The sequence below is a fragment of the Curtobacterium sp. MCLR17_031 genome (assembly GCF_003234775.2).
GTDB lineage: Bacteria > Actinomycetota > Actinomycetes > Actinomycetales > Microbacteriaceae > Curtobacterium > Curtobacterium flaccumfaciens.
In genome coordinates, this window is sequence record NZ_CP126270.1 from 468,281 (window position 1) to 482,847 (window position 14,567).

General features: G+C 71.9%; 13 protein-coding genes. 6 read left to right on the forward strand and 7 right to left on the reverse strand.

Features of this window, described 5'->3' with window-relative positions; all coding sequences use genetic code 11:
* The first annotated feature begins 63 nt into the window (after positions 1-63).
* Both DEI96_RS02420 and DEI96_RS02425 read left to right on the forward strand, forming a co-directional pair.
* Positions 64-555, forward strand: coding sequence for a VTT domain-containing protein (locus DEI96_RS02420; protein ID WP_111022702.1), 492 nt, complete (start codon positions 64-66; stop codon positions 553-555).
* Positions 556-565: 10 nt separating this feature from the next.
* A complete protein-coding gene (locus DEI96_RS02425) occupies positions 566-1,261 on the forward strand; it encodes an SDR family oxidoreductase (protein ID WP_111022703.1) in 696 nt (231 codons plus the stop codon).
* Positions 1,262-1,279: 18 nt separating this feature from the next.
* Here the strand turns inward: DEI96_RS02425 and DEI96_RS02430 are convergent, their stop codons facing one another.
* The gene (locus tag DEI96_RS02430) at positions 1,280-2,851 is read right to left on the reverse strand and encodes an ABC-F family ATP-binding cassette domain-containing protein (protein ID WP_111022704.1); all 1,572 of its coding nucleotides are present in this window, start codon (positions 2,849-2,851) and stop codon (positions 1,280-1,282) included.
* A gap of 274 nt (positions 2,852-3,125) precedes the next feature.
* On the opposite strand from DEI96_RS02430, the gene DEI96_RS02435 reads away from it, so the two are divergent.
* Positions 3,126-3,551, forward strand: a complete 426-nt coding sequence (locus DEI96_RS02435; protein ID WP_017886408.1) for a DUF3151 domain-containing protein — start codon at positions 3,126-3,128, stop codon at positions 3,549-3,551.
* 126 nt (positions 3,552-3,677) lie between these two features.
* Here DEI96_RS02435 and DEI96_RS02440 read toward each other — a convergent pair whose 3' ends face one another.
* From DEI96_RS02440 to DEI96_RS02460, 5 genes are all read right to left on the reverse strand, one after another.
* Positions 3,678-4,070, reverse strand: coding sequence for an SdpI family protein (locus tag DEI96_RS02440; RefSeq protein WP_111022705.1), 393 nt, complete (start codon positions 4,068-4,070; stop codon positions 3,678-3,680).
* Positions 4,071-4,165: 95 nt separating this feature from the next.
* Positions 4,166-7,210, reverse strand: coding sequence for a glycoside hydrolase family 2 TIM barrel-domain containing protein (locus DEI96_RS02445; protein ID WP_111022706.1), 3,045 nt, complete (start codon positions 7,208-7,210; stop codon positions 4,166-4,168).
* On the reverse strand, positions 7,207-8,142 hold the full coding sequence (locus DEI96_RS02450; RefSeq protein WP_027464914.1) for a carbohydrate ABC transporter permease: 936 nt from the start codon (positions 8,140-8,142) through the stop codon (positions 7,207-7,209). The genes DEI96_RS02445 and DEI96_RS02450 overlap by 4 nt, the downstream gene beginning before the upstream one ends.
* The gene (locus DEI96_RS02455) at positions 8,139-9,254 is read right to left on the reverse strand and encodes a carbohydrate ABC transporter permease (RefSeq protein ID WP_111022707.1); all 1,116 of its coding nucleotides are present in this window, start codon (positions 9,252-9,254) and stop codon (positions 8,139-8,141) included. The genes DEI96_RS02450 and DEI96_RS02455 overlap by 4 nt, the downstream gene beginning before the upstream one ends.
* Positions 9,251-10,609: an extracellular solute-binding protein gene (locus DEI96_RS02460; protein ID WP_111022708.1), complete on the reverse strand. Its 1,359-nt coding sequence runs from the start codon at positions 10,607-10,609 to the stop codon at positions 9,251-9,253. The genes DEI96_RS02455 and DEI96_RS02460 overlap by 4 nt, the downstream gene beginning before the upstream one ends.
* A gap of 208 nt (positions 10,610-10,817) precedes the next feature.
* On the opposite strand from DEI96_RS02460, the gene DEI96_RS02465 reads away from it, so the two are divergent.
* The 3 genes from DEI96_RS02465 (at position 10,818) to DEI96_RS02475 (ending at position 13,261) form a co-directional block, all read left to right on the forward strand.
* Positions 10,818-11,159, forward strand: coding sequence for a hypothetical protein (locus DEI96_RS02465; protein ID WP_111022709.1), 342 nt, complete (start codon positions 10,818-10,820; stop codon positions 11,157-11,159).
* A 182-nt stretch (positions 11,160-11,341) separates the two neighbouring features.
* Positions 11,342-12,307 carry a baeRF2 domain-containing protein gene (locus DEI96_RS02470; protein ID WP_146246870.1) on the forward strand — a complete coding sequence of 322 codons (966 nt, stop codon included), beginning with the start codon at positions 11,342-11,344 and terminating at the stop codon, positions 12,305-12,307.
* 111 nt (positions 12,308-12,418) lie between these two features.
* A complete protein-coding gene (locus DEI96_RS02475; RefSeq protein WP_111022711.1) occupies positions 12,419-13,261 on the forward strand; it encodes a formate/nitrite transporter family protein in 843 nt (280 codons plus the stop codon).
* A gap of 57 nt (positions 13,262-13,318) precedes the next feature.
* On the opposite strand, the gene DEI96_RS02480 is transcribed toward DEI96_RS02475, so the two are convergent.
* Positions 13,319-14,530: an MFS transporter gene (locus DEI96_RS02480; RefSeq protein WP_111022712.1), complete on the reverse strand. Its 1,212-nt coding sequence runs from the start codon at positions 14,528-14,530 to the stop codon at positions 13,319-13,321.
* Between the last annotated feature and the right edge of the window lie 37 nt (positions 14,531-14,567).

The following is a 14,567-nucleotide window of genomic DNA, read 5'->3' on the forward strand; positions in this document are numbered from 1 at the left end:
GCTCGGCTGACCGGCGCTGAGGACTGACGGGCGCTCTCCGGGTCGGGACGCTACGGTGCGAGCGTGCCGTCCTTCCTCGAGGGGCTCCCGTTCCGGTGGCTCGTCCTCGCGCTCTTCGTGATCGTGTTCTGCCGTGCGCAGGCCACGTACTGGGTCGCGCGGCTCGCGGTGACGGGTGCGTCCCGATCGCGGTGGGGCGGCTGGCTGCGCTCGCCGGCGGTCCGTCGCGGTTCGGCGCTGCTCGACCGCTGGGGGCTGCCCGTCGTGACGGTGAGCTTCGTCGTGGTCGGCCTGCAGACGGTGATGAACGCCGCAGCGGGGCTGGCACGGGTCGCCTGGTGGCGGTACACGGTCGCGATGGTGCCGGGGTGCGTGGCATGGGCGTTCCTGTACGCGACCGTCGGGCTCGCCGTGTTCTGGGCGGTCGTCGCGGCGCTCGCCGGTTCGCCGTGGGGCGTCGCGGCGCTCGTGGGCCTGGTGGTCGTCGCCGGCGTCGCGCTGACGGTCCTGCGTCGTCGCCGTGACCGGACAGGAGGCCCGGCCCGGCTTCCGTAGGCTGGCCTCCGTGACGACAGACCAGCTCCAGAACCGTCCGGTCGCCCTGGTGACCGGAGCCACCCGCGGCATCGGCCGCGCGATCGCCGCCGACCTCGGCCGCACCCACCACGTGCTCGTGGGCGGCCGGTCCACCGACGCCGTGGACGCCCTCGTCCAGGAGCTGCCGAGCGCGGCGCCGTTCGTCGGTGACCTGGGCGCGGGCGAGGTCCCGGCGCTGCCGGATCGGCTCGACGTGCTCGTGCACTCGGCCGGTGTCGAGCAGGGCACCACCGTCGCCGACACCCCGCGCGCGGTGTGGGAGCAGGTCTTCGCGACGAACGTGTTCGCGGTCGCCGAGCTCACCCGGCTGGCGCTGCCGGCGCTCCGGACGGCGCGGGGCATCGTCGTGCCGATCAACAGCGGCTCCGGGTTCCACTCGGGCCCCGGCGGTGGCGTGTACGCGGCGTCGAAGTTCGCGCTGCGGGCCTTCGCCGACGCCCTGCGCGAAGAGGAGCGGGCGAACGGCGTGCGGGTGTCGAGCGTGCACCCGGGCCGGACCGACTCGGACATGCAGCGGCAGCTCGTGGCGAAGCTCGGGGAGTCCTACGACACCGACTACTACCTGGCGCCGGAGGACGTGGCCGCCGCGGTCCGCACCGTCGTCGACCTGCCCGAGCGCGGCACCGTCGAGTCGCTCGCGATCCGGCCGACCCGACGGCGCTGACGTCCGTCCCTCGACGGGTCACCGCAGCTCGATCCGTTCGTCGAGCTCGAGCCGTTCCAGGAACGTCTCGTCGTGGCTCACCACGACGAGTGCTCCCCGGTAGGCCCGCAGCGCATCGACGAGCTGGTCGACGCTCGTCAGGTCGAGGTCGTTCGTCGGCTCGTCGAGCACGAGCAGCTGCGGTGGTGGGTCGGCGAGCACCAGGGACGCCAGCGCCACCCGGAACCGCTCCCCGCCGGACAGGTCCCCGGCCGGGCGGTCGACGGTGTCCCCGCGCACCAGGAACTTCGCCAGCCGGTTGCGGACCTCGGCGACGGGCACGTGCGGGGCGTCCCGGCGCACGTTGTCGAGCACCGTGGCCGTGTCGTCCAGGGTGTCCTTCCGCTGCGGCAGGTACGCGATCCGGTCGACGTGGGCGACGGCCGTGGTCTCGGGCAGCGGGTGCTCCCGGGCCGCGGGGTCGCCGACGAGCTGCTCGAGCAGGGTGGACTTGCCGACGCCGTTGTCCCCGGTGACGGCGATCCGTTCCGGCCCCTGCACGATGACGTCCCGTCCGCGCACCGTGACGGTCGCGATTTGCCGTGACGCCGGGACGTCCGGGTCGGGCAGGGTCACGTGGATGGACTCGTCGTCGCGCAGCCGGAGTTCGGCCTCGCGCTTGGTGGCGAGTGCGGCGGCCTCGTCGTCCGCGTACCCGACGCGGAGCCGGCCGGCGGTCTCCTGCGCCTTCTTCCGCTGCTCGTTCGCCAGGATCTTCGGCATCGAGCGGCCCGCCTTCTCACCGGCCCTGGCACGACGCGCGATCTTCGTCTCCGCCTCGATGCGCTGCCGCTTCTCGGTGCGGTGCCGCTGTTCGGCGACCCGGACCTCGCGCTCGACGGCTGCCTGCTGCACGGCGAGGTGCTCCTCGAACGCGCTGAACGTCCCGCCGAACACCGTCATCGCCCCGGCGCGGAGCTCCACGGTCTCGTCGACGTGCTCCAGGAGTTCCCGGTCGTGGCTGACGAGCACCAGGGTGCCGCGCCAGTCGTCGACCAGGTCGAGGAGCAGCCCGCGGGCTCGGCGGTCCAGGTTGTTCGTCGGCTCGTCCAGGAACACGATCGGCCGCGCTCGCAACCGAACTCCGGCGACGGCCACGAGCACCGACTGCCCGCCGGACAGCGTCGACACCGGCCGGTCGAGGTCGGTGCCGTCGAGCCCGACCCGGTCGAGCACCGCGGCGGCCCGTTCCTCCAGGTCCCAGTCGTCGCCGACAGCCTCGAGCTGTGCGGCCGTGGCGTCGCCGGCCAGGACGGCCCGGAGTGCGGTGAGTGTGGGACGGACGCCGAGCAGGTCGGCGATGGTGTCGTCGATCCCCGTTGCAAGGCGCTGCGGCAGGTGGTCGACGGGACCCGACGTCGCGATGCTGCCCGACGTGGGGTGGAGCCGGCCGGTCGCGAGCCGGACCAGCGTGGACTTGCCGGCCCCGTTCCTCCCGACCAGGCCGGTCCGGCCACGTCCGAAGGCGGCGGTGAGGTGGTCGAGCGCGACGGTGCCGTCGGGCCAGGCGAAGGTGACGTCGTGCAGGACGACGGACGGACTGGTGGGCATGGGGGTGTCTCCCGGTGTCGATGCTGGGCGCACGACACCGAGGCCACCGCGGTGCGGTGGAGCGCCCGACGGGGCGCGCGATCACGGTGTCAGCGCGTGGGCTGAGCGGTACCGGTGATCGACAGCAATCCGTCTGCTTCCGTCGGGGGACCCCCGTGTCCGCCATCCGTTCCGCCGGTCGGTCTCCCGCCCCGGCGGCCCCGCGATGACGACGAGGTGACGTCCACGGTAATCCCGTGACACGGGCACCCGCAAGGGATGACAGGCTGGGGGCATGCCGGAGAACCTGTTGCCGACCCCGTCGTCGAACCCCGAGACCCTGCTGCCCGCTGAGCCGGAGGTGACCGCCGCGATCGAGGCGGACGCCCCCGTCGCCAGCGTGGTGGTGTCCCACCCGTCGTCGAGCCTGGCGTGGGCGCTGCTCGCCGACGAGGCGTGGGCGCGCGGCGCGACCCTCGAGTCCTACGCGTACGCCCGTGTCGGGTACCACCGTGGGCTCGATGCCCTGCGCAAAGCCGGCTGGCGCGGTGTGGGGCCGGTGCCGTGGTCGCACGAGCCGAACCGTGGCGTGCTGCGGGCGCTGTTCGCCCTGCGGCGTGCGGCCGAGGCGATCGAGGAGCCCGGCGAGGCCGAGCGCCTGACCGACTTCCTGAACGCGAGCGACCCCGAGGCCCTGCGCGCCCTGTCCGCCGGCGCGTAGGCGTCGCGCTCCGCACAACCAAAGCCACCTCGAACCGCGGGAACCCGTGGTTCGAGGTGGCTTTGGTTGTGCACGGGCACGGGCACGGGCACGGGCACGAGGCGCCAGGCGGGACGGCTGTGCCGGTCAGCGGTCGTCGCTTGCGGCGTCCGACCGCCGAGCGGCTCGACTCGCGACGACGCCGCTCACGATCAGGAAACCGAGCGCGAGTGCCATCCCGATGGGCAGCGCGACCTCGACGATGCGCGTCGATGCCACGGCGCTCAGCACTCCCGACCCGAACAACGCCGCAGCCCCTGTGTGCAGCCACGCTCGCGCAGCGCGGTGGCCGACCGTCCACGCTGTCTTCGATCGCATCACGGAAGCAATGCGGATCCCGGCACCGCCGTTCGGGCCGAGGACGCCGCGCGCCGTCAGCTCGGCGACGGCGGAGACGACCAAGCCGCTCGCCATGAGCATCACCGCCGACAAGAGCATCCCCACACTGAAACGTAAAATTCTGGCTGCGTCAAGTGTCATCGTCGCACGCAAAACACCGGTGCTCGCACTGCACGCCGCGGGATGCGGGTGTGCAACGTGCGAACACCGGTGTCTTGCGAGAGCGCCGACCCCGCCTAGCCCAGCAGCACGCTCCAACTGAAGGCCTGCGGCCAGAGCTGGTGCTCCGGCAGCACGTCGAGCCCGCACGCCCGGCTGCCGAGCCCGTGCTGCGCGGCGTCGAGGTACAGGTACAGGTGGTCCGACGTCGGCAGCTCGTACGGGTGCTCGGCACGGTCGATCTGCTGCGCGGTCCAGGGCGACAGGGTGAACCCCGCACGGTGCGACCCGACCGTCGACACCGTGAACGGCCCGACGGACAGCTCCCGCAGGTCGGGCCGGTGCCCGGTCTCCTGCGGCCGCGAGTACTCCACCCCGAGCGACCGCACCGGCGCGGTGAACCGGCCGACACGGGCAGCGTGCGAGGAATCGGCGTACGACTCCAGCGGTCCGGTCCCGAACCAGGTCGCGTCCCCGTCCGCCAGCGACGCCGGCAGGTCGAACCGCACCCCGATCCGCGGCCACGTGACGTCCCACGCGCCGAACGGCACGGCGTCGGTCTGCAGCACGAGCCCGTCGGACGTCAGGCTCCAGCGGTGCGTGACCTCGAGGCCCCACCCGCTGTTCGCCGCCGCGACGCGCACCCGCTGCTCCAGACCGGAGTCGGTCCGTGACACCGACACCAGCCGGTGCGTCAGCCGGTCCAGCCCTCGGTCGCGCCAGCGCGACGCCGACGGGGGAGCGGTCGGGTCGCCGACCCCGTGCGTGAGCACCGGGTCCGCGGTCTCGTAGCCGCCCTGTGACGCCAGGCCGTCGTTGTCCGTCGGTGCACGCCAGAGCTCCAGGCGGGGCCCGGCGACCTCGTGCCCCTTCCACGACACCAGGTCACCACGGGCGTTGAAGGTGCCGTCGCCCAGGTGGTCGCCGTCCCACCCCTGCCGGGAGGCCCGTGGTGCGTCCGCCGCGCGCGCCGCGACGAGCCGCTGGGTGCGTGCGACGACGTGGCCGGTGTCCGCCCACGCGGTTGGCCCCGCCAGTTCCACGGTCAGGTCGAGCCAGAGCTCGTCGCCGGGGGCGAGTTCGGACGTGGCCGCGTCGAGCACCTCCGCGGGCACCGGGACCGTCGCCGACTCCCGGGCGGCGACGATGCCCGTGGACAGGCGCCCCGAGGCCTCGACGACGCCGTTCCGCGACAGGGTCCAGCACAGCCGGAGCCCGGCGGTCGAGGCCGAGTGGTACCGGTTCTCGACCAGCACCGTGGTGTCCGAGACCGCCAGGCGGATCGGGGCCACGACGGCGGCGAACTCGGCGAGCCCCGGCGTCGGGGTGTCGTCGGGCAGCACCAGGCCGTCCATCACGAAGTTGCCGTCGTGCACGACCTCGCCGAAGTCCCCGCCGTACGCGTAGTAGTCCTCGCCCGTGGGCGTCTTCGCGAGCAGGCCGTGGTCCCGCCACTCCCACACGAACCCGCCGTGCAGCCGTGGGTACCGGTCGACCAGGGCCTCGTACTCGGCGATCTGCCCGGGACCGTTGCCCATCGCGTGCACGTACTCGCAGTGGATGAAGGGCTTCGACCGCTGCCGCGCCGCCTCGGCCGGGCCGCAGCCGAGCAGGGGCGTCGGGGTGCCGCCGCCGATCGACTCGGTCTCCTGCAGCGTCGGGTACATCCGCGAGTAGACGTCGGTGTACTCGCCCGTGTAGTCGCCCTCGTAGTGCACGGGGCGCTCGGCGTCGCGGTCGTGCACCCACTGCGACATCGCCGCGAGGTTCCGGCCTGTGCCGGACTCGTTGCCGAGCGACCACATCACGATCGATGCGTGGTTCTTGTCGCGCTCGACGGTGCGCGCGATGCGGTCCACGTAGGCCTCGGCCCACGCCGGGTCGTCGGAGGGGTTGCCGACCCAGTTGGTGAACAGGAACCCGTGGGTCTCCAGGTCGCACTCCAGGATGACCCAGAACCCGAGCTCGTCGGCCAGGTCGAGCACGCGGGGGTGCGGCGGGTAGTGCGAGGTGCGGATGGCGTTGACGTTGTGCCGCTTCATCAGCGCCATGTCGGCGCGGGCGTGCTCCTCGTCGAACACCCGGCCGCGCACGGGGTGGGTCTCGTGCCGGTTCACACCGTGGAACACCACGCGCTCGCCGTTCACCAGGAACCGGTCGCCGACGATCGACACGGTACGGAACCCCAGCCGGAGCGAGACGACCTCGCCACCGGCGACACCGCCCGAGCCGCCCGCCGCGGAACCCGTCGACAGCGTCGCGTCGTACAGCTTCGGCAGCTCGGCGCTCCACGGCTCGACGCCCTCGACCTCGATCGGCGCGACGTCGTCCGCCGTGGCCCAGGTGACGTCGACGCCCAGGTCGGGCACCGCGAACCGCACCGGGAACACCGCGTCGAGCGTCGGGAACGTGATCGTGCCGGTCCCCGTCTCCGGCCGTCCCGACGCCGCGGTGCCGGACGAGGCAGCCGTGCCGAGCGTCGCCCGCCAACCGGCGCGCACGAACACGTCGTCGATCGGCGCCGTGGGTCGGGCGAGCAGGGTGACGTCTCGGAAGATGCCGGGCAGCCACCACTGGTCCTGGTCCTCCAGGTAGGACGCCGCCGACCACTGGTGCACCCGGACCGCGAGCTCGTTCGCCCCCGGGCGCACCAGTTCGGTGACGTCGAACTCGGTCGCCAGGCGCGAGCCCGTCGACCACCCCACGAGCGTCCCGTTCAGCCACACCCGGAAGTGCGACTCGACCCCGTCGAACCGCAGCAGCACCCGGCCGGCGCCGTCGAACGACGACGGCAGCTCGAAGGTGCGGCGGTGGTCACCGGTCGGGTTCTCCTCCGGCGGGTGCGGCGGGTCGATCGGGAACGGGTACTGCAGGTTCGTGTAGCTCGGAGCGCCGTGCCCGTGCAGCACCCAGTGCGACGGCACCGGGAGCTCGCCCCAGGCCGGGTCGTCGTCCTCCCCACCCTCGGTCGCGAAGTCCTCGGAGACCGAGGCGACGGGCGACCACCGGAACCGCCAGTCCCCGTTCAGCGACAGGGACGGGGCGTCGGTGTGCAGCCAGGCACGGGGTGCCAGCCGCGAGTCGGAGCCTGGTGCGGTGGACGAGAGTGCGGAGTGGGTCAACCCTTGACCGATCCTTCCGTGAGGCCTCCACGCCAGAAGCGCTGGAGGACGATGATGGCGATGACGAGCGGGATGACCGAGACGAGCACCCCGCCGGTGGTGAGCTGGTAGAACTCCGGCAGGCGGTCGACCTGCGAGCGCCAGTTGTTCAGACCCAGTGTTATCGGGTACAGCTTCTGGTCTGCCAGCATGATGAGCGGCAGGAAGAAGTTGTTCCAGATCCCGACCACCTGGAACAGGAACACGGTGACGAGCGCCGGGGTCATCTGCCGGAGCACCACGGTGTGGAAGATCCGCAGCTCGCCGGCCCCGTCGATGCGTGCCTGTTCGAGCAGGGTGGTGTCCACCGACGCGGCGGCGTACACCCGGCACAGGAACAGCCCGAACGGTGACACCAGGCTCGGGATGAGCACGCTCCAGTACGTGTCCGTCAGGCCCATCGACGAGAACAGCAGGAACAGCGGCAGTGCCGTCGCGGTCCCCGGCACGAGCACGCCGCCGAGGATCGTGCCGAACACGAACTGGCGCCCCCGGAAGTCGTACTTCGCCAGCGCGTACCCGCCGGCCGCGGCGAAGTAGGTCGCCAGGACCGCACCGACGCCGGAGTACAGGATGCTGTTCGCGATCCACCGGACGAAGATGCCGCCGTCGTAGGTGAACACCTGCTGCAGGTTGCTCCAGAGCGCGAACTCGCCGCCGAACCAGAACCCGTTGGTCGAGAACAGCGCGCCCGTGGTCTTCGTCGCGGCGATGACGACCCAGTACAGCGGGACGATGAAGTACAGCGCGACGACGACGAGGATGCCCGTCACCACGATCTGCGAGCGCGGCGACCGGTCGAGCTTGCGGCGCTGGTGCGCCGAGATCGACGTGGTGTCCACGGGGACGGCGGTCTTCGCCGTGGCCGGCGCTTCGATGGCTTCGCTGGTCATCGGTCAGTCCCTTCGGTGGTCGCGACGCGACCGGCCTGGAGGCCCGGGTCGGCTTGGGTGGTGACCGTGCTGCCCGCCGCAGCGCGCGTCTGGAGCGCGGTGCGGGCCTCCCGGCCGTCGCGCCGTGCGCGCTTGCGTCGGTCGCGTTCGTCCTTGGGCGGTCGGTTCGTCAGCGCGAGGAACGTGAACGACAGGATGAACGCGGCCAGCGCGATGATGACCGCCTGCGCACTCGCGACGCCGTACTCGTTGAACGCGAACGCGTTCGTGTAGGCGGCGTAGTTCGGCGTGTACTCGGTGTCGATCGCCGGGGCGACCGTCGACAGGATCTGCGGCTCCGCGAAGAGCTGCAGGGTGCCGATGATCGAGAACACCGTCGTGAGCACCAGGGCCGGCGCGATGAGCGGGATCTGGATCCGCCACGCGACCTGGAACGCGTTCGCGCCGTCGACCTTGGCGGCCTCGTAGACCTCGCCGGGGATGGACTTCAGCTGCGCCACGATGATGAGCATGTTGTAGCCGGTGTAGGTCCACGTGACGATGTTCGCGATCGACCACAGCACACTGTTCGCGCCGAGGAAGTCCGGCTGCAGCCCCATCGACTGCAGCAGCGACACGATCGGTGACAGGCCGGGCACGTACAGGAACGACCACAGGATCGTGGCGATGACGCCGGGGACGCCGTAGGGCATGAAGTAGATCGCCCGGAAGAAGCCCGGCCAGCGGGCGCTCGCCGACTCGAGCAGCAGCGCGAGGATCGTGCAGGCGATGATCATCACCGGGACCTGGACGATGCCGAACAGCAGCATGCGGCCGATCGAGGCGACGAACCCGCTGTCCTGCAGGGCGATCGCGTAGTTGTCGAACCCGGCGAACCGGCCGACGACGCCGTCCTCGCCGAACAGGCCCTCGCGGTCGACGGTGGTGAACGACTGGAACAGGGCGCTGATGATCGGGATGACGAACGTCAGCAGGAACAGGGCCAGGAACGGGGCGAGCAGGATCCACGGGGCACGCTTCTGCGCGCTCGTGGCCTTCGTGCTGGTGCGGAACGCGGGGGTGCCGCCGACCGGTCGACCGGTGGTCCGTGGGGTGGTGGTCTGCTGGGTCATCGTGCCGTCCTGACGCTGAGGCCCTTGTCCTTGAAGGACTGGACGATCTCCCGCTGGGCGAGCTCCACGGCGTCACTGAGCTTCAGGCCCGAGGTGAGCTTGCGGCGGAACTGGTTCTGCAGGCTGGTGAAGGCCGACTGGGTCACCGGGGACCACGACCAGTCGATGTTCTGCTCCTTCGAAGCCGGCACGAAGACGTCCTCGTTGTAGTTCTGGCCGGAGAACCACTTCGACGGCTTCTCGCGCTGCGCCCCGATGTAGTCGACGGCGGGCGACCAGCCGATGCCGCAGTACTTGATCATCGCGTCGATGCCCTCCTTCGAGGTGGTCATCCACGTGATGAACTCGAGCGCCTCCTTCGGGTGCTTCGCGTTCGCCAGCACCGCGGCCGTCGAACCGCCGATGGCGCTCGAGCCGAAGCCGTCGGCGCCCCACTTCTGCATCGGGGCGACCTTCCACTTGCCCTCGCCGCCCTGCACCGACTCGATCAGGGCGTCCCCCCAGCTCGCGCTGGTGACCGCGGCGATCTTGCCGCTCGCGGCCGCGGCGTACCACCCGGGGGAGTACGCACCGGCACTCGTGTCGACGAGCTTGTCGTCGATGACCCCGTCGAAGAAGTCCGCGACCATCAGGGTCTTGTCGTCGGTCATGTCGACGACCCACTCGTCGCCGTCGACCTTGAACCAGCGCGCGCCGGCCTGCTGTGCGTACGCGGCGAACGGCGACGCGTCGGCGACCGGGAACACCTCGAGGTAGTTCTGCTTCCCGGTGCTCCGGACCTTGTCGGCCAGGTCACGCCACTCGTCCCAGGTCGTCGGGGGTTCGCCGCCGGCCTGCTCGAGGATCGCGGTCTGGTAGTAGAACCCCATCGGGCCGGTGTCCTGCGGGATGCCGTAGATGCCGTCGACGAACGACACCTGCGCCCACGCCGCCTCGTCGTACTTCGACTCGAAGTCCTTCGCGCCGTACCGGGCCAGGTCGACCAGGCCGTTCGCGAGCATGAACTCGGGGATCTGCCGGAGCTCGACCTGCCCGATGTCCGGGCCGCCGCCGGCCGCGAGCGCGGAGTACATCTTCTGGTACCCGCCGCTGTTGCCGCCGGGGATCCAGTTCGCCGACACCTGGACGTCCGGATGCGTCTTGTTCCAGACGTCGCAGACCTTCTGCAGGTCCTTGAGCCAGGCCCAGTAGGTGAGCTGGACGGTCTCACCCGAGGCCGCGGCGGGCACGAGGGCCGCCTTGTTGACGTTGGTCGAGCCCGGGACCGCACAGCCGGCGAGGAGTCCCGCCGCCGCGGTGCCGAGGCCGAAGCCCAACAGGTGTCGTCTCGTGATGGGTCGTGGTCGTGGCGCCATTGCCGCACTCCGTTCGTCGTTGATCGGGGTTGTCGACACCCAATCACAGAACCGAACGCCGTTGTGGTTTCGTGACCGTACCGACACTGCGCGTTCCCTGCGCACCTTGGAACGGCCCCAGGCCCGGGCGCGGACGGTGGGGTCACAGAGCAGACACCGACGCCCCGGACGGCGAAGGCCGCCGGTGGCACGACCGGGAGGAGAAGCGATGACCGAACGCGGGAACACCACCCATCGCCCCGAACTCGACGAGCAGCTCGCGCACGAGGCGCAGAGCATCGTCCAGGGGCACGGCAGCAACGCCCACGTCGAGGAGTTCCGGCAGTCCGAGCCGGTCCCCGACGACACCGACAGCCCGGAGACCGTCGCCGCGTCGGGCTACGACGGCGCGCTCGAGGGCGAGCTGCAGGACGACACCACCGACGTGCTCCCCGAGGACGATGCCGACCGGGCCGACCCCCTGCCCACCGGCGACGGCGACGGAGCCGACGCGACCGTGTACCGCACCGAGACCGGGGAGGGCAGCACCGATGGCTCTGACGCAGAATGACGCCCCGCACCTGCAGTCCGGGATCGCCGAACGCCTGAAGCGCGGGGGGCACGTGGACGTGGGCCTACGTCGACGCGTCCGGTGACCGTGAGGACCCGCAGCACGTCGCCGCCCTGCAGCGCCGGAAGGCCGAAGACGAGTTGCGGTCGGCCGGGGCGGACGCCGAGGTCATCGACACGGTGATGGCCGAACTCGAGGAGACGCCCGGGGTGCCCGCGCCGGTCAGCCGGTACGTGCTCGTGCACGACGGCGAACTCGTGCTCAGCGAGGTCCTGCCCGGGGCGATGCACGCCCCGACGTCGATCGGCCACGACCCCGTGCCCGACCTGCTGCCGCTCCTGGCACACCGGCCGCTCGACCTGCCGTTCCTGATCGTCGAGGTCGGTCGCGAGGGCGGTGGCTACCGCGCCTACCGTCTTGGCCACGCGGACGTGCCGGACCGTCGCGACGAGCAGCGCGTGCAGGGCCGCACCGACACGCTCCACAAGTTCCAGGGCGGCGGCTGGTCGCACCTGCGGTGGCAGCACCACACCGAGGAGATCTGGCGCGACAACCAGAACGAGGTCGCTGCGTCCGTCGACGAGGCCTTCCGGCGGCTGCAGCCGAAGCTCATCGTGGTCGCGGGGGACATCCGCGCGCGGGGGCTCCTGCTCGACCAGTTGTCCACCGAGGCGCGCGCCGTCGTCTCCGAGGTCCCGGTCGATCCCCGGGCGTCGGATGCGTCGGAGACCGCGCTCGTCGAGCACGTCGACATCGCGCTCGCCCGGGTCATCGCGACCCGCCGGCACGACTTCGAGAACCTGCTCCGCACCCACGTCGGCCGCGGGGACAACCAGACGGTCACCGGCCTCGGGTCCGTCGTCGAGGCGCTGCAGCAGGCGCAGGCCTCGGTCGTCGCGATCGACGCCGCCGCGATCGGCGACCGCACCCTGCTCGCGCTGGGAGCGGTGCCGTGGATCGCCACGGCACCCGAGCAGGCGGCGGGCGCACCGGCCATCGGACCGGTCCCGGCCGTGTGCGCGATCGTCCGGGCGGTCGCCCTCACCGACGCGGAGCTGCGGCTCGTGAACGCCGCGTCGCTGCCGAACGGTGCGCCCGCCGCGGCGTTGCTGCGGTGGCCGGTGGGACCGGCGGTGCCGGCCGCCTGAGCGGTGACCGGACGACGGACGGGAGGCCCGGTGCCAGCTGGTACCGGGCCTCCCGTCCGTCACGGCGCGATCCTGCGGGCCGCCACGATCGCCGCGTATAGCGTCCCGGCCATGACCGACGACCGCCGACGTGAGCTCGGCACCAGCGACGCACCCGTGGAGGACGAACTCGCGGAGTCCTTCGACGCGACCATCGAGGAGGGCGCGGAGCGGCTGCAGCGGACAACCCGCGCCGTCCTCGTCACGGGGTTCTTCGGCGGCCTCGAGGTCGGTCTCGGGGTGATGGCGTACCTCGCCGTGCTCACCGAGACCGACAGTCACCTGCTCGCCGGGCTGGCCTTCGGCATCGGCTTCATCGCGCTGCACCTGGCGCACAGCGAACTCTTCACCGAGAACTTCCTGATGCCGGTTGCGGCCGTGGTCGCCCGCGAGGGGACCGTCCTGCAGCTCGTGCGACTGTGGGGCGGCACCCTCGTGGCGAACCTGGCCGGGGGATGGGTGTTCATGTGGCTCGTCGTCCAGGCGTTCCCGCAGTGGCACGCCACGCTCTCGGAGTCGGCGCACCACTACGTCGACGCGCCGTTCGGACTGCAGAGCATCGTGCTGGCGGTCCTGGGTGGCAGCACCATCACCCTGATGACGCGGATGCAGCAGGGCACCGACTCGGACCCCGCGAAGCTCGTCGCCGCCGTCGCCGGAGGCTTCCTGCTCGCCGGACTGCAGCTCTTCCACTCGATCCTCGACTCGCTGCTCGTCTTCGGGGCGATCCAGTCGGGAGCGGACATCACCTACGGGCAGTGGCTCGGCTGGTTCGGGTACACGCTGCTGTTCAACGTCCTCGGTGGGCTGGTGCTCGTGACGGCGCTGCGCCTGCTCCGGACGAAGGAGCTCATGCAGGACCGCCGACGAGAGTCCCAGGACGATCCCGAGCGCGCCGACCACGAACAGGGCTGACGAGCGCGGCGGGCGGAGCCGACCGACGGGGTCGATCGCGTTGCGTCGTGCGGACGGTCAGTCGTACGAACGGTCGCGTCGGGGCACCAGCGGGACCGCGAGCAGCGGGAGCACCGCCACGATGCCGAACGACGCCGCGAACCCGAGGGCACCGACCAACGTCCCGATGCCCGGACCGACGGCGCTCGCCGCGATGAACTGCCCGGTGTTCTGCGCCCCGAGCGCCCGGCCGGACCAGAACGGCCCCGCCGCCTCGGCGACCGACGTGTAGGCCAGCCCGTTGTCGGCGACCGTCACGCTCGTCGCGAGCACCAGGAACACCGCAGCCCCGGCCAGGTGCGTGGCGTCGACGACCGCGAGCACCGCCATCACCACCGCCGCGCTCACCGCGACGATCCGCAGGGGGCCGACGCGCGATCCGGCCCGGTCGCTCCAGCCACCGACCAGGATCCGGCCGATCGCCCCGACGAACTGCGCGGCGCCGACGAGCAGCCCGGCCGCCGGTGTCGACCAGCCGAGGCCCACGAGCCAGACGAGCCCGTACGTCGACAGGGTGAACTGCGGCACCACGAGCAGGACCGACACCGCGTGCACCCGCCACAGGAACCCGCTGGACCGGTAGGGGTTCGCGGCCGTCGTCGTCGCCACCGTGGCTCGGGCCGGGCGTGGCGGGTCGGTGATCCCGATCGCGCAGCAGACGGCGAGCACCGCGCACAGCACGATCGGCAGGACCAGGGCGGCGCGGATCCCGGAGCCCTCGGCGAGCTGCGGCACCGTGACCGCCGCGAGCGTCACCCCGAGCGGCTGCGACATCTGCCGGATGCCCATCGCGAGTCCCCGGCGCTCCTTCGGGAACCACCCCACCACGACCCGACCACTCGCGGCGTTCGTCGAGGCGCTCGTCATGCCGCCGGCCAGGAACGCCAACCCGAGCAGCACCGGGTCGCCCGCAGCCAGCCAAGCACCGACCACGGCCAGCGTGGTGAGCACGAGCCCGCCGGCGATGACGACGCGCTCGCCGAACCGGTCGGTGATCGCGCCCCAGGCGATGAGCGTCAGCACCATGCCGAAGGTCGGGGCGGCGGCGAGCAGCCCGGCGGCCGGCAGGGACGTGCCGCGGCTGAGCAGGTGGGGGATGAGGAGCGCCGGCGCGGAGACGACGAGTGTCCCCGCCGCCTGGGCCGCGACCCCGAGGGCGAGCATCGTCCAGGCGCGGGCGGAGACCGGCGGCGTCGTGGTGGATCGCTGCGGGGCGTCGGTCGTGGGCATGGGTCGTGTCGGCCGTTCGTCGTCGTTCCATCGCGGA

Excerpts from the sequence above, each read along its gene's own strand:
- DEI96_RS02430 (WP_111022704.1), bottom strand. The coding sequence starts at position 2,851 with ATGCCCACCAGTCCGTCCGTCGTCCTGCACGACGTCACCTTCGCCTGG.
- DEI96_RS02435 (WP_017886408.1), top strand. The coding sequence starts at position 3,126 with ATGCCGGAGAACCTGTTGCCGACCCCGTCGTCGAACCCCGAGACCCTG.
- DEI96_RS02440 (WP_111022705.1), bottom strand. The coding sequence starts at position 4,070 with ATGACACTTGACGCAGCCAGAATTTTACGTTTCAGTGTGGGGATGCTC.
- DEI96_RS02450 (WP_027464914.1), bottom strand. The coding sequence starts at position 8,142 with ATGACCAGCGAAGCCATCGAAGCGCCGGCCACGGCGAAGACCGCCGTC.
- DEI96_RS02455 (WP_111022707.1), bottom strand. The coding sequence starts at position 9,254 with ATGACCCAGCAGACCACCACCCCACGGACCACCGGTCGACCGGTCGGC.
- DEI96_RS02460 (WP_111022708.1), bottom strand. The coding sequence starts at position 10,609 with ATGGCGCCACGACCACGACCCATCACGAGACGACACCTGTTGGGCTTC.
- DEI96_RS02465 (WP_111022709.1), top strand. The coding sequence starts at position 10,818 with ATGACCGAACGCGGGAACACCACCCATCGCCCCGAACTCGACGAGCAG.
- DEI96_RS02470 (WP_146246870.1), top strand. The coding sequence starts at position 11,342 with ATGGCCGAACTCGAGGAGACGCCCGGGGTGCCCGCGCCGGTCAGCCGG.
- DEI96_RS02475 (WP_111022711.1), top strand. The coding sequence starts at position 12,419 with ATGACCGACGACCGCCGACGTGAGCTCGGCACCAGCGACGCACCCGTG.
- DEI96_RS02480 (WP_111022712.1), bottom strand. The coding sequence starts at position 14,530 with ATGCCCACGACCGACGCCCCGCAGCGATCCACCACGACGCCGCCGGTC.